Annotated in this window: 21 protein-coding genes; 11 read left to right on the forward strand and 10 right to left on the reverse strand. The window is 43.5% G+C overall.

Annotation, left to right across the window (positions count from 1 at the left end; genetic code table 11):
- Positions 1–20 precede the first annotated feature (20 nt).
- The gene (locus tag F551_RS0109435; RefSeq protein WP_018997257.1) at positions 21–1,001 is read left to right on the forward strand and encodes a ParA family protein; all 981 of its coding nucleotides are present in this window, start codon (positions 21–23) and stop codon (positions 999–1,001) included.
- Positions 1,002–1,008: 7 nt separating this feature from the next.
- Here F551_RS0109435 and F551_RS0109440 read toward each other — a convergent pair whose 3' ends face one another.
- The 6 genes from F551_RS0109440 to F551_RS0109465 form a co-directional block, all read right to left on the reverse strand.
- Positions 1,009–1,617 carry a bifunctional diaminohydroxyphosphoribosylaminopyrimidine deaminase/5-amino-6-(5-phosphoribosylamino)uracil reductase RibD gene (locus F551_RS0109440; protein ID WP_033404881.1) on the reverse strand — a complete coding sequence of 203 codons (609 nt, stop codon included), beginning with the start codon at positions 1,615–1,617 and terminating at the stop codon, positions 1,009–1,011.
- 134 nt (positions 1,618–1,751) lie between these two features.
- Positions 1,752–2,462: a 2,3-diphosphoglycerate-dependent phosphoglycerate mutase gene (gene gpmA, locus F551_RS0109445; RefSeq protein ID WP_018997259.1), complete on the reverse strand. Its 711-nt coding sequence runs from the start codon at positions 2,460–2,462 to the stop codon at positions 1,752–1,754.
- 149 nt (positions 2,463–2,611) lie between these two features.
- Entirely contained in the window at positions 2,612–3,634 is a 1,023-nt protein-coding gene (locus F551_RS0109450) for a M23 family metallopeptidase (RefSeq protein WP_018997260.1), read from the reverse strand.
- A 44-nt stretch (positions 3,635–3,678) separates the two neighbouring features.
- The gene (locus F551_RS0109455; RefSeq protein WP_018997261.1) at positions 3,679–4,293 is read right to left on the reverse strand and encodes a hypothetical protein; all 615 of its coding nucleotides are present in this window, start codon (positions 4,291–4,293) and stop codon (positions 3,679–3,681) included.
- Positions 4,286–4,834 carry a hypothetical protein gene (locus tag F551_RS0109460; protein ID WP_018997262.1) on the reverse strand — a complete coding sequence of 183 codons (549 nt, stop codon included), beginning with the start codon at positions 4,832–4,834 and terminating at the stop codon, positions 4,286–4,288. The genes F551_RS0109455 and F551_RS0109460 overlap by 8 nt, the downstream gene beginning before the upstream one ends.
- An 89-nt stretch (positions 4,835–4,923) precedes the next feature.
- The gene (locus F551_RS0109465) at positions 4,924–7,152 is read right to left on the reverse strand and encodes a S8 family serine peptidase (protein WP_018997263.1); all 2,229 of its coding nucleotides are present in this window, start codon (positions 7,150–7,152) and stop codon (positions 4,924–4,926) included.
- A gap of 261 nt (positions 7,153–7,413) precedes the next feature.
- On the opposite strand from F551_RS0109465, the gene F551_RS0109470 reads away from it, so the two are divergent.
- The 3 genes from F551_RS0109470 to F551_RS0109480 all read left to right on the forward strand — a co-directional run bounded on the left by F551_RS0109470 (position 7,414) and on the right by F551_RS0109480 (position 9,534).
- The gene (locus F551_RS0109470; protein WP_018997264.1) at positions 7,414–8,136 is read left to right on the forward strand and encodes an NAD-dependent deacylase; all 723 of its coding nucleotides are present in this window, start codon (positions 7,414–7,416) and stop codon (positions 8,134–8,136) included.
- 102 nt (positions 8,137–8,238) lie between these two features.
- Positions 8,239–8,997: a YebC/PmpR family DNA-binding transcriptional regulator gene (locus F551_RS0109475; protein ID WP_018997265.1), complete on the forward strand. Its 759-nt coding sequence runs from the start codon at positions 8,239–8,241 to the stop codon at positions 8,995–8,997.
- A 33-nt stretch (positions 8,998–9,030) separates the two neighbouring features.
- A complete protein-coding gene (locus F551_RS0109480; RefSeq protein ID WP_018997266.1) occupies positions 9,031–9,534 on the forward strand; it encodes a DUF4188 domain-containing protein in 504 nt (167 codons plus the stop codon).
- On the opposite strand, the gene F551_RS0109485 is transcribed toward F551_RS0109480, so the two are convergent.
- Positions 9,523–10,959 (reverse strand): cryptochrome/photolyase family protein, encoded by a 1,437-nt coding sequence (locus F551_RS0109485; protein ID WP_018997267.1) that lies wholly within the window; start codon positions 10,957–10,959, stop codon positions 9,523–9,525. The two genes, F551_RS0109480 and F551_RS0109485, sit on opposite strands and share 12 nt — an antisense overlap.
- Before the next feature lie 179 nt (positions 10,960–11,138).
- Here F551_RS0109485 and F551_RS0109490 point away from each other — a divergent pair, with 179 nt between their 5' ends.
- Both F551_RS0109490 and F551_RS0109495 read left to right on the forward strand, forming a co-directional pair.
- Positions 11,139–12,608 (forward strand): amidohydrolase family protein, encoded by a 1,470-nt coding sequence (locus tag F551_RS0109490; RefSeq protein ID WP_018997268.1) that lies wholly within the window; start codon positions 11,139–11,141, stop codon positions 12,606–12,608.
- Positions 12,609–12,615: 7 nt separating this feature from the next.
- Positions 12,616–13,074, forward strand: coding sequence for a low molecular weight protein-tyrosine-phosphatase (locus F551_RS0109495; RefSeq protein ID WP_026296757.1), 459 nt, complete (start codon positions 12,616–12,618; stop codon positions 13,072–13,074).
- Here the strand turns inward: F551_RS0109495 and F551_RS0109500 are convergent.
- The 3 genes from F551_RS0109500 to efp form a co-directional block, all read right to left on the reverse strand.
- Positions 13,071–13,778 carry a hypothetical protein gene (locus tag F551_RS0109500; protein WP_018997270.1) on the reverse strand — a complete coding sequence of 236 codons (708 nt, stop codon included), beginning with the start codon at positions 13,776–13,778 and terminating at the stop codon, positions 13,071–13,073. The genes F551_RS0109495 and F551_RS0109500 overlap by 4 nt on opposite strands.
- 93 nt (positions 13,779–13,871) lie before the next feature.
- Positions 13,872–14,276: a DUF1330 domain-containing protein gene (locus F551_RS0109505; protein ID WP_018997271.1), complete on the reverse strand. Its 405-nt coding sequence runs from the start codon at positions 14,274–14,276 to the stop codon at positions 13,872–13,874.
- 144 nt (positions 14,277–14,420) lie between these two features.
- Entirely contained in the window at positions 14,421–14,993 is a 573-nt protein-coding gene (gene efp, locus F551_RS0109510; protein WP_026296758.1) for an elongation factor P, read from the reverse strand.
- A gap of 159 nt (positions 14,994–15,152) precedes the next feature.
- Between efp and epmA the strand changes: the two genes are divergently transcribed.
- The 5 genes from epmA to F551_RS0109535 all read left to right on the forward strand — a co-directional run bounded on the left by epmA (position 15,153) and on the right by F551_RS0109535 (position 22,362).
- Positions 15,153–16,184, forward strand: a complete 1,032-nt coding sequence (gene epmA, locus F551_RS0109515; protein ID WP_018997273.1) for an EF-P lysine aminoacylase EpmA — start codon at positions 15,153–15,155, stop codon at positions 16,182–16,184.
- Entirely contained in the window at positions 16,181–17,224 is a 1,044-nt protein-coding gene (locus tag F551_RS0109520; RefSeq protein ID WP_018997274.1) for a lysine-2,3-aminomutase-like protein, read from the forward strand. The genes epmA and F551_RS0109520 overlap by 4 nt, the downstream gene beginning before the upstream one ends.
- A gap of 90 nt (positions 17,225–17,314) precedes the next feature.
- Positions 17,315–18,454, forward strand: a complete 1,140-nt coding sequence (locus F551_RS0109525) for an exonuclease SbcCD subunit D (protein WP_033404929.1) — start codon at positions 17,315–17,317, stop codon at positions 18,452–18,454.
- A gap of 3 nt (positions 18,455–18,457) precedes the next feature.
- The gene (locus tag F551_RS0109530; protein WP_018997276.1) at positions 18,458–21,526 is read left to right on the forward strand and encodes an AAA family ATPase; all 3,069 of its coding nucleotides are present in this window, start codon (positions 18,458–18,460) and stop codon (positions 21,524–21,526) included.
- A gap of 68 nt (positions 21,527–21,594) precedes the next feature.
- Positions 21,595–22,362, forward strand: a complete 768-nt coding sequence (locus F551_RS0109535; protein WP_018997277.1) for an LOG family protein — start codon at positions 21,595–21,597, stop codon at positions 22,360–22,362.
- Positions 22,363–22,380: the final 18 nt, after the last annotated feature.

Consider the following 22,380-nt stretch of genomic DNA (forward strand, 5'->3'; position numbering starts at 1 on the left):
TTTGGCTTTTGAGGATAAGAATGGCTTCTAAAGCACCTGTGATAGCAGTCGCCAATCTAAAAGGCGGAGTTGGTAAGTCCACAACTACGCTTATGCTAGCTGAAGGCCTTGCCTACCAGTATGGCTTGAATGTTCTCGTCTACGATTTTGATGCTCAGGCCAATCTTACTGAATTATTGCTTACGAGCGAAGGCGTTACCCGCGAAAGAAACCAAGAGCGCGGTGTAGCAGCTATCCTTGATACTTTCGTTCCTGACACTGACAAAAAGATTGAAGATTTACGTATCGTTGTTGAACAATGGAACGCCACAGTCATAGACGAACTTGTCCGTAAAAAGAATAAAAACAAAGAACAAGGATGGCTCTCTCTTTTAGCAGCCGATCCATCAATGCGGTTCCTCGAACCTTACTTGGAAAGAAGTCCCGGAAAAGATTGGTTCGATATTGGAGATCTTTTAATTGAGCGCCTTGAACAGGCTACAAAGTTTGAACGAAATCAAGCAGATATCATTATAATAGACTGCCCCCCACACGTTTCCACACTTTGCCGCGCCGCGCTCAAAATGGCAGATTTTTACGTCACACCAACTCTAGCAGAAACACTATCAATTTGGGGGCTTCGCCAATTCTCCACTTGGATGACACATACTGATCAAACGCCTTGGTTAGCTAAATCAGGTGGTGCATCATTTGATGAAAGACAATTTGTCGTTTGTACGCGCTTTATACCAACTTCGAAAAGTCACCAAAAAGCGCTTGAAGGTTTAAAGCTAGATTGGCCTGAGAGAACTTTCTCTTCGCCAATCGGTGCACGTGTTTCAATGAATAGAGAATTGCCGCGTAAATCAATCAACAGTCTACATTCATTTGGCAGTCGATATCGTGGAAAATTAAAGGGAGATGTTCTCACTCTCGCCGAAGAATTCACCAACTTTATCAAACAACACCAACCCGACTTGGATTGGGAAAAAGTAAGTACCGGAAAATTCCTGGCTGGATAAAGATGACTTAGGCTCCTATCAAACCTGCCATTTTACATTCATTGGCTAATTTGCTGCCTGCCCTAACAAATAATCGTGTTTTTCCTTCTTTTCCACATCGTAATAGAGCCTGCTCTGGCGTCTCTCCACCTAACAAATGCAATTCGGCATCATAACCAATATTGTCTCTGCTAATTTTCAATAATGGTTTTCCTGTGCGCAGAAGCCTAAAAAAACCTTCGGTCAAGAATGCAGCTTCTTGTTCCAAAATACCCACACTCACAATCATGCCCGCTTTGTTTAACTTTGCGATGCCACCATTAGCTGTGGGGTGAGGGTCTTCTTGCGCTATAACGACCCGTTCGACTCCTGAATTTATCAATCTATCAGAACAACCCGGCGCACCACTACTTCTTGAGCAACATGGCTCCAAAGTCACATACACTGCCGCGCGAGATAAGTTTTTTCCGGCTACTTGTTCGAGAGCTTTTTGTTCCGCATGAGGGTTGCCACCAATTCCTGTCACAGCCTCGCTGATAACTCTGCCATTCTCTACAATCACACACCCCACAGTTGGGTTAGGGGCAGTTTTACCCAAATGATCTGAAGCTAGATTTATCGCTCGTTGCATATACATCTCATCAAGCTGCTTTAATGAGAAATTTGACAAAACGCACCCCGACAACCTTATGGAAAGATAGACTAACCTAAAAAACAAAAAACGGGACGCCAAGAGCATCCCGTTCAAAATTATTCAATTTGTCGCAATTACTATATGACTGGTAGCTCAGTTGCGCGATCTGCATCCATATAAGAAGCAGATTTCACTTTTAGATCAGCATCCAGATCAATCATAAGTGGGTTACCCGTTGGAATTTCAACACCTGTAATGACATCATCTGCAACATCGAAAAGGTCTTTAACAATTGCTCGTAATGAGTTTCCGTGAGCCGCTATAAGAATGTTTTTGTCTTCCTTCAAAAGCGGTGCAATTTCTGAGTTGAAATATGGCATTACGCGCTCAAGTGTCAGCTTCAAACTTTCAGTCATAGGTACATCAAGACCATCATAACGTATGTCATTTGCTGGATCGAATTCAGCACCCTTTTCCATAGCAGGAGGCGGTACATCGTATGAACGGCGCCAGATTTTCACTTGGTCGTCACCGTGTTTTTCAGCAGTCTCAGCTTTGTTCAAACCAGTCAAACCACCGTAATGACGTTCATTCAGGTGCCAATCTTTAGTTACAGGCAACCAAGTACGTTCCATTTCTTCAAGTGCAAGCCAAAGTGTACGAATTGCACGTTTTTGAACGGATGCAAAAGCTTGATCAAATGCCACACCAGAAGCTTTCAACATCTCACCGGACTTCTTAGCTTCTGCGATCCCTTTATCTGTCAGGTTTACATCCCACCATCCAGTAAAACGGTTCTGCAAATTCCATTCACTTTGTCCGTGACGGATCAATACCAATTTTGCCATTTTACGACCCTTTTCTCATCTTTGTGCTCAACAGTGTGAGCAAATCATACATATCATTTATGCTTCAATTATTGGAAAAGGGTTTATCAGCCATATGGCTGGCTGCAAGCTTCATTCTGTTATTTACTCGGATAAGCCGAAATTGAGGCTTAATTTGCCTCAACCATCTCACCTGGAGCTTGCTCGCGGCGTTCATATGCTTTCACAAGAGACGTATAAGGTGGTGCCCAAGTCCACCCATGCTCTGCAGTATTGTGTTTGATCTCAAAATGTAGGTGCAATGTCGTGGGCGTACCACCAAAATCATTGGACACATACCCAAGAACATCACCTGCTTTGACTTCCTGTCCGAGTGTAACCTGAAGTGCAGCCATATTCATATGCATGTAACGATAGATACGGCCTCCCGCGCGCACATTTACCGTGTATCTACCGATGTTTGAAATATATCCATCTTCAGCGGCGATGACTTCATAACGTAATCGCTCTTCTGGTAACAAGCGCCGTTCTGCCATACATCCTTGAGGCGTACCAACACGAATATCTTGGCCAACATGCACACCTTGCGATGGACAATAAGGTGAGGTGGTTGAACGGGTTCTATTCTCACAAAAATTATCTCGCCAAGCGATTTCAAAATTGCGTTCATCACATTGATCACCGCCTCCTATACCTCCCCCAAATCTATACACTTGAGATTGAGGGTAAGCTGGAGCTGACTTAATTGGAAAAACCATGTCAGGGACATAAATGGTCGGGTCCACCGCACCATATCCACTATTGGGTTCCAAATCTCCTGGTGGAAAATACTCAAACACCGCTTCAATTTGCGGAACCGGAGTTGGCTCCGGAATTGGAGTTGAAGAAGGGAGAGGTTCAGGAACAATTTCTTCGGAACTTGAAGTGTCTCCATCAGATGGTATCTCTGGATTTACTTCATCTGGGGTAGGTTCAGGCGATGCAGTTACCGTAGGCGTTTCAGTCACATCAGGCTCAGGAGTTGTAGTCTCCACTGGCGTTGGCAGACTTGGAGGGCCTTCTTCAATGGGTTCAAGTAAATAATCACATCCACTTAACCCAACGCACAGTACAATCGGAATTATGGTTAACTTTCTATGTATTTGCAGATTTGGTAGTTTCTTTATTGGACGTATTACTTTCCAGGCTACCATTTACTACTCCTACAACGTCAATCTACTTGATCCAATGTAGCAATTTATTCCGCAACTGCAACAAATAGCCCATTTACGACAGCCTTGGCTTCTTCTTCAGTTATACAGCTTGTTGAAGCATCGAGAAAATTACATTCAAATTCGACTAGATAATCTGCTCCAAATCGCGAAAAAGCTATCTGAGCTCCCGCTTCCATATCATTGAAAACCATAGCTTCAAGTTCCTCGTTACCGGCATTATCAGCCGACACGTCGAAAACCTCTTTGGTACCATTTACAATGATATCGTATTTATGACCGGGATAACTTGCGAAATACCCATCAGGTGTAAAAGCAACAGTCTGTTTTTCGTTCGCAGGCATAACAATACCGGATGGCAACATGACTGGAACAGGACTTAGAGATGCATTGCCTGCCGCTTGAGCCAACACATCATCTGCACTTTCTCCAGCCTCAATCGCCTGAATGCGCGCTTGTCGTGCCGCTGTCCAATCTATGTCCCGTTTTCCTATTGTAGGCCGTTCTGCACCAGAAAGATCTAGAGCGTTGTCACCTTCTTCAACAACGATTTCTTGGTCAGCTTTTGGAGCGTCTTCACACCCGCTCAGCCCCAAAATCAAAAATGCCGAAGCTCCAATTCCAATAATTTTCTTAGTCATTACTTTTCCCCGGCTGGGCTGTGGCATTTGGCTCGGCATACGCAACATTTGGCAATTTCGACAAATGCTTCACCGCTTTGGCATATAGAGGTTTTATATCAGAAGGTGGTTTATCCAAAGTTGGTATAATATCAACCACAAATTCGTTGGAATAAGTTACTCTCTTTAAGCGCAAATTTGCTAACTCAGGCTTGTTTTTAAAAGCCTTATCAAACTCTTTTCGTCCTGCCTCTTCATCCTTCCAAAACATATCACAAATTCTGTCGGCTTCATCTTTATCCTTGAGTTTTATAACAATCTCAGGAGGTGGTCCTAGGCGGACAGGAAGAGGAGGTTTTTTTGAATTCTGTGCCGGACTAATCTGCCCCGTTTGTACACTTTGATATGCGGTCGGAATCACTTCAGGTTCTGATGGTATTTCAGCGACAAAGTCCGTTTCCGGTTCAGATAACAAATATCCACACCCAAATGCGGTGAACAAACCGCACAAAGCTGCGATGGGAGCCCCCAAAGATGACTTTCTGTCACTGTCCTTTGTCATAAATCATACCCCTCAATTAGCTCTGGCTTAGTTTCATCCCGGCCAGACTATATCAGACTGGCTGAACCAACACCGAACAATGAATATGCCTAATCCAAATGCGCATTTCCAAGATCAAGTGCAGCACCACCACACGGTCTATAACACATTCCGTCTTGCCCCGGAATTTTCTCCGCCCCTGGATAATGCGTACATTTTCCCGAACATTGCAATTGCGACCGAGAATTTGTCGCTTGTTTTAATCTCGATGTCAGTTCATCGCTGGTAGCTAGAGGAAATTGAGACTTGAGCAACGCCAATGCCGCTGAAACATGTGGGGCAGCCATAGATGTACCACTTTCATAAGCATAAAAACATGACTCAACAGGTTCATTCGTTACTGGATCATAGCAGTCTTTTGCAAATTTAGTTGAAAGCACTCCATCTGGACGCCCATCACCATTGTCATCACGCGTTAAATCTCCGCCAGGAGCCATTATATCAACTGCGTCTCCATAATTTGAATATGGCGTGAGCTGGCCTCTAGCATCAGACGCTGCGACTGAAACAACATTCTGACACCCTCCAGGGGCATAATATTTGGTATCAATGCGCGCATTTCCTGCGGCAGCAACAACTACAGCTCCAGCATCTGTTGCATCATTGATTGCTTCTTGCATAGAAGCGGGACAAGCCTCAAAAAGACCTATGGACAGATTGATTATATCTGCTGGATTTGCATTCCAAATTTCATCACCAAGATCGTCACGGGCAGGTACAACTCCGGCAGCCCATCGAATAGCATCATTGATATCAGATAGTTGACCGCCACAACGTCCAAGTGCACGTACAGGTACAATTGTCACATTCCATGCACCTCCTGCCACACCTGATGAATTATCTGTAGAAGCAGCCCCCACTGTTCCTGCCACATGGGTTCCGTGAAAACTATCTCTCGCCAATGGATCAGTGGGATCACATGCATCACCCGGATCATGCGGATTTGAGTCACGACCATCACCATCATTCCCCATGAATGGATCGGACACCATATCAAATCCAGGTGCTAAATTACGAGATGATTGAATATCAGGATGATCCATTTGAAGACCAGTATCGATGACTGCAACTGTCACGCCTGCGGATCCAGTTTGATTGGCGCGGCTCCAGAAATCAACAAACCCTGCACCGCCCTCAGACTCATCTTCTCCCTGTCCATAATTTTTAAAATGCCACTGAAATGTCCACAGAGGATCATTAGGGTTCAGACCTTTTGAAGTCGCAGGTTCAACTGGTAAGTTTTTGGGACGCGTTTCAAATTGGTTGGTGAAAATATAGTCAGGTTCAACATACTCATACTCACCCGACGCACGTAGATCTTCTACAACACAGCGCGTCGCCAATTCGGCGTCAGATTTCATAGCTTGGCGTGTCGATTCATTTGAACAATCATTGTTGGACACGGGTTTTTGCAATTTCATAGGTGCAAATCGTTTGAATTTTTTATCCAGATTAGCTTTGAGACGCGTATCCAAACCTGTTGGCTCGAGGCCAATATTTATCACCATATTACCGCCATCACGTGCATAAGCAGCACCTGATAGCCCCATTTTCTCCAGACGTTTAAGAGCCTTAGAACGCGCATCCATCGCTGCTGCTTGGTTCAACTCTTTCCGAACACGCATGTCCCTTTTAATCATCGCCATTTTTTGACGCGCAGGTTTGGGTGGCTCAAGTTTTTTTAAGACCGACTTCCGCGTCTCGAAATGTTCAATACGCTCCATATTCCGATTTGCATCGATTGCGCGTTTAACTTTGTTGCGTGCATTTTCCGACAATTTGAATTTGCCATCTACACGTTTTAATTCGCTCGGTTGCAGTTCTTTGACAACATCTGGAACAGCCATTTCGATTGCTTCAAATTCTGTAGCTGTGACTTCAATTTCAACAGGCTCAGAAGCACTTGCTTCAGGTAAGCTTTCAGAAATTGGCATCTCATCTTGAACAACTGATGTCATTGCGATTTTAGGTTTTGCAATCACTGAACCGATAACAAAATAACTTTCAGTTTTTAACGCTTCTTCTAAAGTCTGCGTCGGCAAGGCCTGAGCGCCCTGAATTACACCAAACATTGCTCTGTCGGGAATTGAGGCTTGCTCAAGATAATCTATCTGATTGGGCTCTCCCAATACATCATGAGACAACTGATCCTGAACTTTCTCAGTCAATTTCTGAAAATTCTGTTGTTTTTCTTGTGCTTGTTCACAAGCAGACAAAGAACCGGCTGCTAACAAAACCGTAGCACTCAAAAATGTTTTCAAACGATTACATCCATTCATTTTCACAGCCTGTCTCAACAATCGAATTTGATTAACATGATATCCCAGCGGAGCATTTCAGTCCATTTACCTTAATGCTCTCAATTTGCGACCACAAAATGTCAACAAGAACGCAATTGAGAAATATTTGAAAATATCGGTTGCCCAAAACTCCCGTTTTTACACAACTCAGAGATACTTGTTCTAAAACTTCAAGTAATTTAAATACTCATAGAATCATAAAAAACATCAGACAATAACTATATACTATACTGATTCAAAATGAATTATACTCAATTCAAACACGTTGTAGTCCTCACGGGAGCAGGTATATCTGCAGAGTCAGGAATTCCTACTTTTCGAGGACAAGACGGTCTCTGGACACAAAAGGAAATGGAATATCTGGCGAGACCAGAAACCTTCCGGAAAGACCCAGAAAAAGTTCATGCATTTTACAACCAAAGACGATTAGATCTTAAACAGTCAAAGCCAAATCGCGCTCACAATCATATTGCTTATATGCAAGATGAACTTGCTGGTTCACCCACAAGAATGACACTTGTTACACAAAACGTAGACGATCTGCATGAAAAAGCCGGTACAAAAGATGTCATCCATCTTCATGGAGAACTCAACAGCGCATTATGCATCAAATGCCAATCTCGTATGATTTGCGATCATGATCTGACTGATCAATCCGTCTGCAAAAACTGTCAAAGTCAGGGAGCTTTACGTCCGGATATCGTTTGGTTTGGTGAAATCCCTTATCATTTAGATGAAGTTCAAAAAGCACTTCTTCAATGTGATATGTTTGTTTCTATTGGGACTTCCGGTTCAGTTTTTCCCGCAGCAGATTTCGTGAACACCGCAAAACAAAATGGCGCATTCACTGTGGAGTTGAACCTAACCCCTTCAGAAAATGCTAAGGTATTTGATCATACAAATTATGGTCTGGCGTCTCAAATCGTTCCTAATTGGATAGATACGTTCATTCATGGCCCTTAGAAACCTTGTGCAAATTCAATTTTCACTTTTGGCATCTCTTGCTTGAAAGCTTATGATTGGGCTAAACACGCCCAATCTAGGATTTATTAGAAAGAGGCAATTATGGCCGGCCATTCCAAATGGGCAAATATCCAGCACCGCAAAGGGGCTCAGGACAAGAAGAAAGCGAAAATATTCGCTAAGCTATCTAAAGAAATCACTATTGCCGTGAAAATGGGCGGTAATGCTGATCCTGATATGAACCCGCGCCTTCGCCTTGCGATAGCAAATGCCCGCGGCCAATCCATGCCAAAAGACAACATCACGCGTGCCATCGATAAGGGTGCCGGTGGTGGTGGAGAAGCTTATGAAGATATTCGCTATGAAGGATTTGCGCCAGGTGGTGTAGGTTTGATTGTCGAAGCATCTACAGATAACAAAAACCGTTCTGGTGGTGATATACGTGCCACTTTCGCCAAAAATGGCGGAAATTTAGGTGAAACAGGCGCGGTATCTTTTGGTTATGATCAAGTTGGCCAACTTGTCTTTCCGGCAGATGCGGGCGATGAAGATAGCGTAATGGAAGCAGCTATAGAAGCTGGTGCCGAAGATGTTGAATCGGATGAAAACGCCCACTTAATCTATACAGCGCGCGAAGACTTAATGGAAGTTGCTTCCGCACTGGATGGAAAATTTGGTGATGTAGAAGCATCTTCCACAGCGCTGGTTTGGAAACCACAAAACTTGATACCTGTGGAAGATGAAGAAACCGCCGGAAAAATTCTAAAACTAATCGAATTACTCGAGGATTTGGACGACGTGCAGAATGTCTACAGTAATTACGATATTTCTGACGACATAATGGAAAAAATCTTAAGCTAGTCTATCCGCCAGAACAGACTGTGAGTGGGGATTATGGTCGCAACCAATAATGATTATGTCACTGTGCAAATGGAAGACGACTTTGTTGTCTTCCTCACAGGTATGCGTATCAATAAATGGTGGAAAATATGGAAATGGCTTCCCGTTTTCATCGCTATGCCGCGCATGTGCCGCGAATTGGCGCGTCGCCCTGAACTTGGCATGATGCATTACCGGTATCACCCAGGGTTTGGCAGCATGATGGTTGTTCAATATTGGAAATCATTTGAACATCTGCATGCATACGCCTCAAATAAGGGATGCGCTCATGTACCAGCTTGGCGTGCCATGAACAAAGCCGTCGGCACAAATGGCGATGTCGGTACTTGGCACGAAACCTATATGGTAAAAAAATCTGGCTATGAATGCCTATATGTCAACATGCCAGATCATGGTCTAGGAAATGTTGGTGAAAAAGTGATCGCCGAAGGCAAAATGCGGACTGCCAAAGGTCGCTTAGGCCAAGGCAATGATGATTGGACCGAGCTAGGTGTTTGACGCCTTCATCTCTTTATATGCTGCCAAAGCTCCTAGCCTTGCTTCCTTGTGATCTACAATAGGATTAGGATAAGTCTTGCCTAGAACAACACCTGCTGCCTTTAACACCAGCGAAGGTGCTTTACTTGGATCGTGAATTGATCGGTCATCTAACCGCGCCAATTCAGGTATCCATTTGCGAATGTAATCCCCTTCCCCGTCAAATTTTTCAGATTGAGCTGTCGGATTAAATATTCTGAAATAAGGTGCTGCATCAGCCCCGCTGCCGGCCACCCATTGCCAACTGGCGGGGTTATTGGCGGGGCATGCGTCCAACAAAGTATCCCAAAACCATTTTTCGCCTTCTCGCCAATCAATCTGCAAATGCTTAATCAAAAAGGATGCAACAACCATCCGTACGCGGTTATGCATATACCCTGTCTGCCAAAGCTCACGCATTCCTGCATCAACCAGCGGATAGCCTGTTTGGCCGCGTTTCCAAGCCTCTAATTTTGATGCTTCACCTTTCCACGCGAAAGCATCAAACTCAGGCCGCCAATTCTTTGCCTCCAACTGATCTGCATAGAACAAAATGGAATGTGAAAACTCTCTCCATCCAATTTCAGCAAGAAACTTTATCCCATTGCGAGATAATTCCCCCGCCTCATGCATGTATACTGCATTCCAGATTTGACGTGGCGAAATCTCACCAAACCTCAAATAAGGCGACAAACCCGACGTGGAAGATTTTTCGGGAAAGTCCCGGCCCTCCGAATAATGTGCAAGATTATTTTCAAGAAAACGGGCTAGCTTCGTCTGCGCAGCCGCCTCTCCAACCGTCCAATGTTTCCAAAAACCAGAAGCCCAATCAGGTCGCCTAGGTAATAATTTCCATGATGATAACGATTTTTGAAACTCTTCATCTTCAACCTGAGTGGAAGTCTCAGTTTCAGGTTTGCGCAAAGGCTGCGTCACATTCTCCTTTTTCAGTGCAGCCTTCCAAAAGGGTGAGAAAACCTTGTACGGTGTACCGTTTCCAGACGATACAATTTCCCACGGTTCAAATAGCAAATTCGCTTTGAAACTTTCAACATTTATGTGTTTTTCCAGTAGAGCTGTCTTTATGTGTTTGTCTGTCTCGACATCCTTGGGATGATATCGACGATTCCAATACACATTCTCAACACCCAGTTTTTCAACCAAGTCTGGAACAATCAGCTCTGCGTCGCCTCGCGCGAGAATTAGCTTTATCCCAATATTACTCAAACTCGCCTGCAAGCTGATCAATGAATAGTGCAACCATGCTTTAGAGGCTGAACCTAACGCCCTCGACCCATTTTTTTCTTCAAAAATATAGAGCGCCGTCGTTTTTCCACCTTTCACGGCAGAATGAAGCGCTGGGTTGTCAGAAAGACGCAAATCGTTTCGGAACCAACACAAATTCACACCAACCTCCTGCAATTCAAGTATAGAATCTGTTATTCTTACGTTCCATCATTCTGTCTGGACCATGTGAGATCACAAATCATTTCATCATCAAACCTCATTTGCCTTGACATAAAATGACGAAAAGTGTGAGTGACGGACAATTTGTCTTTACGAATCGCCTCTAAGGAGAAAAAAGAATGGCCACCAGCGAACGCTATACAAATATCGACCTTATTGGCTTCAATCTAAAAATGCTATCTAAGGGCCGCGATCGAGCCCTTTTGATCAGTGCAGGTAGTCCTGACGATAAACAATTCCTCCTCGAAAGCTGCCGCAATATGGCAAACATCGGAGTGAATTTATACGCAACACCAGGCACACAACGTTTATTTGAAGCCCAAAACATCCAATCCTCTGCAGCCCACAAAATATCATCTGGTACGCAACCAAACATAAAAGACCTGATCCAAAATGGAGAGATAGATTTCGTCATCAATATCCTGACGGGTGAGCAGGATTACGATGAAGGCTCAGATGCTAAACAAATCCGTTCCTTAGCAATTAAACACGGCATCCCTCTTATCACAGACCGCGAAGTCGCTGCGGAAACCATCGCAACAGTTATAAGTGATATCGAACAAGGCACATATGACTGGAAACGTCGTTCTGAAGAAAGACCTTGGGATTTAGAGGCAAAATTCCGTGAATTAGTTGAAGAGCGTGGCGGCTGGGCCAACCACCATGGTCATTTCGATAAGGCTTATCTCATTTCTCCAGAAAACCTGGCTCTGGGTTATGCAGACATGGAGAAAAAGTGGGAACTTTACCGCCACCTTAAGGAAAACTACACACACGAAGACCTTGTAGAACGTATATCTCGTGCTCTTGAAGCAGTGATGAAGCAAGGAGCAAAATACTGCCGCACAATGATTGATGCTGATAGTATAATTGGCCTGAAAGGTATCAAAGCAGCAGTTGAGGTTAAAGAGAAATACAAAGATAAAATCAAATTTGAAATTGGAATTCAGCCACTTGAAGGTGTATTGGATGACAAGACACAAGCGCAATATGTTGAAGCTTGTAAAATGGCAGATTTCTGTGGCGGACTTCCATCACGAGACCGACCGCGCGAAAGCGAACACTTAGACTTCATCATGAAAACGGCCAAAGAACTTGGCAAAAATGTTGAAGTTCATGTCGACCAAGAAAACAATCCTTACCAGACAGAAACTGAACTGCTTGCCCTCAAAACAATCGAACACGGCATGCAAGGTCGCGTATACGGCATCCACTCCATCTCAGTATCTTGTAAGGACAATTCCGAGCAGGACCGCATCATTAAACTTGTAAAAGAAGCTGATGTTGGAATCGTGATTTGTCCTTCTGCTGCGCTTTCCATGAAACAACTTCCAATGCCCGGACCACTTCACAACTCAATCGGTCCCTATGTGAAGATGAAGGATGCAGGTGTGCGTGTTTATCTTGGTATCGACAACATCGCAGACCTTTTCATGCCAATCGTAGATGGAGACATGTGGACTGAAACACGCATGCTTATGGAAGCATGTCGTGATTATGACCTAAACGCAATTGCTGACTGGGCAACACGTCCTCCTCTTCACCTTGAAGAAGAACTAATGGTTGTTCCTGAGAAAACAGAAGCTTAAATTTGATATGACCCGCATTCTTTTTGTGTGCCTTGGAAATATTTGTCGTTCTCCGACAGCTGAAGGTATTTTCACTGAAAAGGCTAAGCGTGCGGGTCTTTCTCACCTCACTATCGATAGTGCTGGCACAGCCAGCTGGCACGCTGGCAAACCGCCATACGGCCCCATGCAGGCTGCCTGCGAGCTTCGCGGGTATGATCTCTCATACCTACGTGCAAGACAGTTTACTACGCAAGATTATGAAAATTTTGATCTCATCCTGGTTATGGATCAATCCAATTTCGACGATGTTGAAAATTTACGGCCTGAAGGAAGAAACACACCTGTAAAGTTATTCCTAGACTATGCAGAAGGCACAAACCTTACGGACGTACCTGATCCCTATTACACGCGCGATTTTGACCAAACAATTGATCTTGTTGAATTGGCTTCCGAAAACCTGGTCAAACAACTTTCAGAAAACTAACCGATCCGTTTGGGCGAACGTGCATATTGCTTTGCGTAACTATTGGCTTTCGAAAAGCCGTGCGACAAGAATGTACTTTCCACAACATCCTCTGATCGGCGTTCGAAATAAGATAAAGTGCATTTACTCAACTTCATTCGACTAACAAGCCTCTCTGCTTCATCACCAACAAATGTTTGATTTTTTGATTTGTTTTCTGGTCCCTTTGAAATGAAGTCTGCGCATTTAACTCCAATATCAGAGCCTCTTAAGCGCGAAGGTGTTACAAGATCTATCCTTGCATCTCGCTTGTCTTGATAACGCACGCGCGGCCGCGCTGAATACGTAAGATCAAGATGAGATTTGTATTCTTCATTGCCGTTGAATGGTTGCACGGTGCAACTTGCATAAGAATTAGAAGACGTTTGAGCAAATGAGCAATCAGACATCCAGTTTCCAAAGGCAACCACATGACTATTCACCTTTGTTCCATTACTTTTCGTTTTATCTGACGCTCCGATAAGACGTTTTTCCAAGGAAAGTTTTTCAGTCAAAGGTACATTGTTGTTGGGAGTTACACTCGAGTCCCGTAGATGAGTATCAAGCAATTTGCTGGCTTTAGATTGGTTTTGATACATTGTAAAAGCAGCAAATATAATTGCTCCAAACCCTACAATTACCGAAACCTGCCGCACAATATACAGCGCATCATATAGATTTCGCATCTCCACCCCTATTTTTCAACTCAGTAGAGGCAGACTATACATTGCTTGATAAACATCCGGTTTAGATCAACGATAATCTAAAGGATTACTGGATTATCGTTCAACTGGTTGTGTTCGAATAAGTCTCGATGTTTCCACTGCAGCTTTCCGGTGAAAAGTAATCGCCTGATACTCAGGGTTCGTGACCATATCCAGAAATGCCTGCCCAGAAGGATAGCGCACAATGAAAGCAATATCCCAAGCTTCATCTTGAGGACCAATCATCATAAATTCAGGCGCTCCTGACCAAATAACTTTTCCGCCAACTTTCTCCAAAAACGGTGCCGTATTTTGACTATAAATCTGATAAGCTTCAGCACCTGTTGCCTCACGCCCATCATCATAGGCAGCCTTGTCGTTGAACTTGATCAAATTAATCATCTCAACGGGATAATCTTTCCCCAATCCCATCAATTGAGTGAGTTGTTCTGGTGTGGGGTCAATAAAGTGAGCTGTCATAAACGCATCCTCCAATTTTGAATTAGAGTAAGTGTCGCAACAACATCCGCAAGTGGACCTATCTTAACGTTAAGGGTCATAAAAAGAAAAATGCCCTCACAATGAAGTGAAGGCATTCAACAAATTCGGCAAATTTTGACTAACTTAGTCTTTCGCGCGTGTTTCGTAGGTCATTTCTTCTGTATTGATTACAACACGTGTACCCGGTCCAATGTGTGGCGGCACGGTAATACGCAAACCATTATCCAAAACGGCCGGCTTGTATGAAGAAGAAGCCGTTTGACCTTTTACAACCGGCTCAGTTTCAGCAATTTCAAATGTCATACGCGCAGGGAATTTAACTAGCACTGGCGTTTCATTAAACAACTGTAGAATTACAGTCATGTTTTCCTGAAGCAACGGCGCTGAATCTCCAATCAAGCTCGCTGGCACCATAATTTGTTCAAAATTTTCAGGGTGCATGAAGACAAAGTTTTCACCTTCTTGATAAAGGTAGGTGTAGTCCACCTCTTCCACAAAAGCTTTTTCTAGCTTTTCTTGTGTTTTGTGAGTGATCGATACTTTGATACCGTCAGAAATACGACGCATATCTATCGTTGTTGTTGGAGTTCCTTTACCCGGACGAAAAGACTCTGCTTTAAGAACAACGTATAATTGACCGTCAGTGTGCTCAATGACGTTACCTTTACGGATATTGGCTGCTGTTTCTACGGCCACAATAATCACCTTTTTAGCTTTGGCGCGCCAATCAGTCCGAAGCAGTTCTCCGGTCAAGCGCAAATTGCAAGATTGACCTTTCCCATAGCCGTCTATACGCCTTTCGCCAAGTGCCAACCGCCACTCAATGAAGATTATCAAACAATCAGGACACAGAAAATGAGCCAGACGAACTGGTGGAACAAAGAGCTACACCAGGATAAACGGCCATTTTTGCTGGCGCGTAATAAAATAAAGACCTCACTTCGTCAGTGGTTTGAAAGTAATGGATTTCTGGAAGTTGAGTGCGGTACTCTTCAATTTTCTCCCGGAAATGAAACCCATCTTCATGCGTTTTCATCTGATTTTCTCAATGAAGACGGTAGTATAAATCAAAAACTCTATTTACACACTTCACCTGAATTTGCCTGCAAAAAACTGTTGGCAGCTGGTGAAACCAAGATATTTGATTTTGCCCGTGTCTATCGCAATAGAGAAAACAGCCCGTTGCACTCCCCTGAATTTACAATGCTTGAATGGTATCGTGCGGAGGCCAGTCTAAAAGATGTTATGAATGACACCGCTAATCTTGCTAGAGCGGCACTCAACTCTACAAATGCTAACAACATGATGTGGAAAAATGAAATCTGCGATCCTCATATGGAACCAGACTTTCTGACGCTAACAGAGGCCTTTGAACGCTACGCAAAGATCGATCTAGAAAGCGTATTGGACGATACAAATGCTTTCTATATGGCGGCTGCTTCAGTCGGCGTAAATTTGCCAGAGAACTCAGAATGGACTGATATTTTCTCAGCAGTTTTAGTGTCTAAGATAGAGCATAAACTGGGCGAAGGTCGTCTCACATTCCTTTACAATTACCCAATCTGTGAAGCTGCATTAGCTCGCCCAAATCCTGATGATCCACGTTTTGCAGAGCGTTTTGAAATGTATGGTTGCGGTGTCGAACTCGCCAATGGATTTGGTGAACTCACCGATCCAGCAGAACAACGCAAACGCTTTGATGACGATATGGCATTGAAAGCAAAGATCTATAATGAAAAATATCCAATTGATGAGGATTTCTTGGCAGCACTACACCACATGCCTGAGGCATCAGGCGTCGCTTTGGGATTTGATCGATTAGTTATGTTATGCTCGGGTGCGCACAAAATTGAGGATGTCTTGTGGACACCATTTCCAAACCAATGACAAAAACACTTAAATCAAGACAAGACTTTATTGATGTCGGTTTAACAGACACTACCTCACCCGACTGGTCTGCAATTTCAGAAAAATATGCAATTGCAATGACTTCAGAATTGGCTGAGTGCGTTCAATCTTCTGATGCAGATGACCCGGTGCTGCGCCAATTCCTTCCCTTGCCCGAAGAATTAAATTCCACACCAGATGAGCGCCTTGATCCAATTGGTGATTGGTCCCACTCCCCTGTTGAAGGAATTGTGCATCGTCATAAAGATCGGGTGTTATTAAAAATTGTCTCAATCTGCCCAGTCTATTGTCGGTTTTGTTTTCGGCGTGAAATGGTCGGTCCAGACAAAGACAACATGCTGCGCCCAGAACAAGTAGACGCTGCAATTGAGTATATTTCAAATCATCCTGAAATTTGGGAAGTTATCCTCACGGGTGGCGACCCAATGATGTTATCTGCCAAGCGCGCTGCAGAGCTCACCAAACGCCTTGAAGCTATTCCACATGTTAAAGTTATTCGGTGGCATACTCGCATGCCAGTTGCAAAACCCAACCTAGTTACAAAAGAGTATGCGCGAGCAATCAAGAGCAACACTAAGTCTGTTTTTGTAGCGTTGCATGCCAATCATGCGAACGAGTTTTCATCAGCTGCCAAACAGGCCTGCGCCAATCTGATCGATACAGGTATAGCAATGGTGTCTCAGACAGTCCTCTTAAAGGGGGTCAATGATACACCTGAAGCCCTACAGGATCTCATGCGAACCTTTGTAGAAAACCGCATCCGTCCCTATTATTTGCACCATCCAGATTTAGCACCGGGAACATCACATTTCAGGATGAGTGTGAAAGAAGGACAAAAACTCGTGCAAAGTTTGCGAAACAATTTATCAGGCCTTTGCACACCAACCTATGTAGTAGACATTCCTGGCGGCGTTTCTAAAGCAATTGCAACACCGTCAGATGCGATTGAAATTGATGGCCAACTCGCATTTCGCGGGCAGGACGGCTCACTTCACAAATACCCTCCGATCGAAAAATAGCGGTACACTATTTGGCCAAGCCGCAAAGCTGAATTAACACTATTAGTAATCGAGAATCAGCTCGATAGTTTGTGGGCACTGGCTTTTATTTTGAAGATACTTCACACATCTGATTGGCATTTAGGACGCACTTTCAAAGGTGCATCCCTCATTGATGATCATCAGCATTTTCTCGATCAACTCATCAAGATAATCGAAACACAAAAGCCGGATGTGGTAATTATTGCAGGCGACATTTTTGATCGTGCATCTCCTCCAGCCACGGCCATAAGTCAATTTGAAGATTTTCAGCGCCACATATATTTCAAAACAAACACAGCTCTCGTTATTCTAGCTGGAAATCATGATTCTGGTGAACGTATCGGTATGAATGGAGCTTTTGCTGATCCAGAACGTGTTCTGATTAGAGGTCGCTTACAAGCTGTAGAAAAACCGCTTATTCTGAAAGATACATTTGGCGAAGTTGCGTTCAGCGCTTTGCCATATGGAGAGAATTATTCAGCTCGAGAATGTTTCAATAATAAAGAAATCTCATGTCCCGCAGACGTTATCGCTGAACAAGTCAAGGCTGCTAGGGAGTATGTCCCCAAAGGCGCAAGATGGGTAATTTCGGCTCATGCGTTTGTGAGTGGAGCATCGACCACAGAATCCGAACGCAATCTTTGTGTGGGAGGTATAGAAACAGTTCCTGCGGATATCTTTGACGGAGCCCATTACGTTGCACTAGGACACCTTCACCGTAGTCAAAAAGTCAAACATAACCATATCAGATATAGCGGTTCTCCATTGTCATTTGCTTTTGATGAGGTTGGAAACGAAAAGTCGGTTACGCTTATTGAGTTGGGAAAAGACAAAGTCACCAACATTGACCTTATTCCCATTTTACCACTTCGAACTGTGCGTGAGATAAAGGGCGAATTGGCTGACATTGAAAAACGAGCTGACACCACTTCCAATCAAGACTTCATTCATGTCATTCTTACGGATAAAGGCGGATTGGTGGAACCAATGGCACGCCTGAGAAAAATCTATCCAAATGTGATGTCGCTTTCTCGTGAACACCGAACAGACATCAGCAAAAATACAAAAGGACGAGCCACAGCCAAACTCGATAACCCACAAGACGTAGTGGAAGAGTTCATCACTCATGTACGAGAGGCTGGGCTAGAACCAAACGAGCAAAAAATCCTTGATTCCGCTTTTTCAGCAATATCTTCGGAAAGGGACTAAGCCATGCGCCCTATCCGTTTGACTTTGCAAGCCTTTGGCCCATTCGCCGCCAAACAAGTTATAGACTTCGAACAAAATAGTTCGACTGGATTGTTCGGTATTTACGGCCCAACAGGCGCTGGAAAGACTTCCATTTTTGATGGACTATGTTTCGCCCTGTTTGGTCAGTCTGCGGGCGCACAACGTGAAGGAAAAGACTTCCGTTCCGATCATGCACACGCTGACCTTCTAACTCAAATCGAACTTATCTTCGATCTAGGAGAGAAACGTTATGTTTTGAGGCGTATTCCTGTGCAGGAACGCATTGCAAAAAGAGGCAAAAAGCCAACGCAACAGTTACACCAAGCTTGGCTATTTGATGCTACAGGAATAAATGCAAAAGACATTTCAGACGACAACTCGGGCAAACCTATTGCAGAGAAAAAAACTTCACTTGTTGAACAGGCCATACAAGATCTCCTTGGATATTCCGCTGACCAATTTCGTCAGATAATTCTTTTGCCACAAGGCCAATTTCGTAAAGTTTTGGATGCAAACACAAAAGAACGTTCTGCCATCTTACAAAACTTATTCGATGTTTCGCTTTATGAACGATTACAAGATACTCTCAAAACCAAGGCAGCGATTGAATATGAACAGATTAATGATGCGCGTATAAAGCGTGATGACCGTCTGGAACAAAGTGGTTTTGAATCTTTTGAAGCTTTAGAGGCTGGTATCAAAGAAGTCTCAGATATTGTTGCAAAAAAGAATGATGAAGTTGAAAAACTTAAGCAAGCGCACAATATCGCACGAACAAAATTCGATATTGCAAAATCAATTAATGACCAATTTATCGAACTTGCGAAGGCAAGACAAAAACAGGATGAACTCAACAAAAATCAAAAATCGATAGATGATTTAATCGTTCAATTGGAAGCCGCCAAACTAGCGGAAAAGCTAATTGGTTTAGAAACCAATGTTTCAGCAGCAAAGCGCGACCTAAAAGAAACACATTCCCGTGTTGCACAGTCTGCCAAGCGCGTAGAAGAAACCACAATTGCTCACAAAAAAGCTCTGTCGACTTTAGATTCTGCAAAGAAAAATATCGAGAAAATAGATGGTCTCAATACAAAAAAAACGACACTCGAATCCCTTCAAGAAACACTAAACAATTCCAAAACGCTCGAATCTGAAGTTCGTTTAAAAGCTGATAAATTAAAAAGTTCGCAAACCAAATCCACAGCACTCAAGGCTCAAATAAGCTCTGTTAAAGACAAAATAAAATCATGTCAGCTTCAAGCCAAATCCGCCATTGAAAGTTCAAAAGAGTTTGTGCAGTTGGAAAAGGAACTTGCCAAAATAGATACGGACTTGGAACTCCTAACTAAGTATGCCTCAGCTGTCGAAAAACAGTCTGCATTGGCAGAAAAAACCAAAATTACAGAAGAAAAGCATGGCTTAGCCAAGTCGGAGCTTAGAGACTCTGAAAACAAATTACAGGCAGCTGAAAAAGCTCTTTCCAATGTGCAAGCGATACATCTGGCAAATCATCTGAAAGCAGGAGAGGAATGCCCTGTTTGTGGAAGTGAAGCACACCCCAATCCTGCTACCGGAGACGCGAGCTCAAAGGGTTTAAATCAGGTATTTGAAACCTCCCGAGAAGCTTTCTTGCAGGCACAAAAACTTGAACGAGAGCAAGGCAACACACTAATCAGTTTTAAAGAACAACTGAAGCTGGCCAAAAGTAATCTAGACCAGATTGAAAAGCCGGACAAAAACATCAGCGCAATTAATGCTCACAAAGAAACAATTGAAAATAAAATCAAAAATTTCAAAGCTCTGCCAACACTGGAATCAATTGAAGATCAGCAAACAAAGCTTGAGGTCGAAGAATCTAATCTCATCATTCAATTAGAGGAATTGTCTCAAAATCTCTTGTTAAATCAGAGTGCATATGATTCGGCTAAAGCATTGTATGACGACGCGATAAACAAGTTGCCTCCCCAATATCAAAAGAGCGGCGCAATAAAAACTGAGTTGGATGCAATTTCCCAAGACATCGAAAACCTCAAACGTTCTCACGAAAATGCTCTCAACAATGAACGAGAAGCTTCAACTTCATTAACCAATGCCAAGACGTCTCAGATTGAAATCAATGATGTGTCCATAAAAGCGGAAAAAAGATTTAGAGCTGAATTAGCAACATTTGAAGCTTCACTTCAAAAAACTGGGTTTGATGCAGATAGCTTTAACACTGCTAAGTCCTATCTGAGTAAGAAAGATGAACTTGAAGAACAAATTGATGCTCACAAATCAGCGCACCTCATTGTGAAAACTCAGATTGAGCAAGCAATCAAAGCTACGGCAAACACCGAACAACAAGACCTCACCGACCTTAGCAAAGAAATGACAATGGCAGAAGAGTCACTTGATGCCAGCACTGGGGAACTTAACAATTCAAATCACCAACTCAGAGAATTGAACACTGCCCTAAAATCTGTCGAGACTGCTTCTGAGGAAATAACAAAACTCAATCAAGCTTACGCACCGCTCGGTGAAATGGCTGAACTGACAAATGGAACCAATCCTTTCAAACTAAAACTCGTCGATTTCGCCATAGCTGCTATGTATGACGATGTCTTAGCCGCTGCAAACCGTCGTCTTGGTCCCATGACAGATGGTCGTTTTGAGTTGCAAAGAGAGGCCGGTGTTCAAGGTGGACGCGCTTATCGCGGGCTGGATACTCTAATTTTCGACGCGCACACAGAAACACTTAGACCAACTTCCTCTTTGTCTGGGGGAGAAGGCTTTCTTGCATCGCTTGCGCTTGCACTAGGTCTATCAGATGTTGTTCAAGCCCAATCTGGAGGTGTTAGATTAGATGCACTTTTCATTGATGAAGGATTTGGAAGTCTCGACCCAGATTCGCTAGATTTGGCTTTAGAAACTTTACAATCGTTGGCAGACAATAACCGTATGGTTGGAATTATTTCGCACGTAGAAGAAGTCAAACGCACAATTCCAAATGGCTTCTCTATTGTGCCATCTCCTTCGGGTAGTCATATACACATCAGAAATTCAATGAGTTGATATTTAATCATTGCTCAATCCATCTGAATTTAGATCATTTCAAATATTCAATTTAAACCGGACTCAAAATGACTGACAATAAATCTAGACCCGCCAATATGGATTCAACCGCTTATCGTTTGGCTGCGTTAGATGATGATTTCTTACTTGGAGATAGCATGCGCGGTGTGCGCTTCATGCTTGAATATGCAAAATCCGAGGAATTATTACGGGAATGGGGGGTTGCCTCCACAGTCGTTGTCTTTGGCTCTGCGCGGTTCAAACCCGATGGACCAGACAATCATGCACGCTGGTACAATGCAGCGCGCGAATTAGGTAAAATCGTATCCCAACGCGGTGGTGCTCTAAAAAAGAAACAAGACCCACGCCACAACGTCATTGCAACTGGCGGAGGCCCAGGCATTATGGAGGCCGCCAACCGCGGCGCGCATGATGTTGGGGCACCCAATATTGGCTTCAACATTACGTTGCCACACGAGCAAGAACCAAACCCCTACTCAACGCCCGAACTCACATTTCAATTTCACTATTTTGCTATGCGCAAGATGCATTTAGCCATGCGCGCAAATGCTCTCATCGTATTTCCTGGCGGATTCGGAACCATGGACGAATTGTTCGAAATTTTATGTTTGAGACAAACTTTAAAAATCACATCGGATTTACCCATTATCCTGTTTGACAAAGAATTTTGGGAAACAACTTTTAACTTCCAGCATTTAATCGATGTCGGCACAATCAATCCGGATGATGTAAATCTATTCAGCTACGCCAATACTGCCGAAGAAGCTTGGCAAATCATGTTGGACAAAGGACTAAAATCAGTGCCAGCGAAGTAAAAAAAAGCGCCGGATTTA

It is taken from the genome of Hirschia maritima DSM 19733, assembly GCF_000378345.1.
GTDB lineage: Bacteria > Pseudomonadota > Alphaproteobacteria > Caulobacterales > Hyphomonadaceae > Hirschia > Hirschia maritima.

Bases quoted from the DNA above. Each gene is read 5' to 3' on its own strand.
- F551_RS0109465 (WP_018997263.1), bottom strand. From the start codon at position 7,152: ATGAATGGATGTAATCGTTTGAAAACATTTTTGAGTGCTACGGTTTTG.
- F551_RS0109495 (WP_026296757.1), top strand. From the start codon at position 12,616: ATGACCCGCATTCTTTTTGTGTGCCTTGGAAATATTTGTCGTTCTCCG.
- F551_RS0109455 (WP_018997261.1), bottom strand. From the start codon at position 4,293: ATGACTAAGAAAATTATTGGAATTGGAGCTTCGGCATTTTTGATTTTG.
- F551_RS0109520 (WP_018997274.1), top strand. From the start codon at position 16,181: ATGACAAAAACACTTAAATCAAGACAAGACTTTATTGATGTCGGTTTA.
- F551_RS0109490 (WP_018997268.1), top strand. From the start codon at position 11,139: ATGGCCACCAGCGAACGCTATACAAATATCGACCTTATTGGCTTCAAT.
- gpmA (WP_018997259.1), bottom strand. From the start codon at position 2,462: ATGGCAAAATTGGTATTGATCCGTCACGGACAAAGTGAATGGAATTTG.
- F551_RS0109460 (WP_018997262.1), bottom strand. From the start codon at position 4,834: ATGACAAAGGACAGTGACAGAAAGTCATCTTTGGGGGCTCCCATCGCA.
- F551_RS0109530 (WP_018997276.1), top strand. From the start codon at position 18,458: ATGCGCCCTATCCGTTTGACTTTGCAAGCCTTTGGCCCATTCGCCGCC.
- F551_RS0109475 (WP_018997265.1), top strand. From the start codon at position 8,239: ATGGCCGGCCATTCCAAATGGGCAAATATCCAGCACCGCAAAGGGGCT.
- F551_RS0109480 (WP_018997266.1), top strand. From the start codon at position 9,031: ATGGTCGCAACCAATAATGATTATGTCACTGTGCAAATGGAAGACGAC.
- F551_RS0109470 (WP_018997264.1), top strand. From the start codon at position 7,414: ATGAATTATACTCAATTCAAACACGTTGTAGTCCTCACGGGAGCAGGT.
- F551_RS0109435 (WP_018997257.1), top strand. From the start codon at position 21: ATGGCTTCTAAAGCACCTGTGATAGCAGTCGCCAATCTAAAAGGCGGA.
- F551_RS0109440 (WP_033404881.1), bottom strand. From the start codon at position 1,617: ATGTATATGCAACGAGCGATAAATCTAGCTTCAGATCATTTGGGTAAA.
- epmA (WP_018997273.1), top strand. From the start codon at position 15,153: ATGAGCCAGACGAACTGGTGGAACAAAGAGCTACACCAGGATAAACGG.
- F551_RS0109535 (WP_018997277.1), top strand. From the start codon at position 21,595: ATGACTGACAATAAATCTAGACCCGCCAATATGGATTCAACCGCTTAT.
- F551_RS0109450 (WP_018997260.1), bottom strand. From the start codon at position 3,634: ATGGTAGCCTGGAAAGTAATACGTCCAATAAAGAAACTACCAAATCTG.
- F551_RS0109505 (WP_018997271.1), bottom strand. From the start codon at position 14,276: ATGACAGCTCACTTTATTGACCCCACACCAGAACAACTCACTCAATTG.
- F551_RS0109500 (WP_018997270.1), bottom strand. From the start codon at position 13,778: ATGCGAAATCTATATGATGCGCTGTATATTGTGCGGCAGGTTTCGGTA.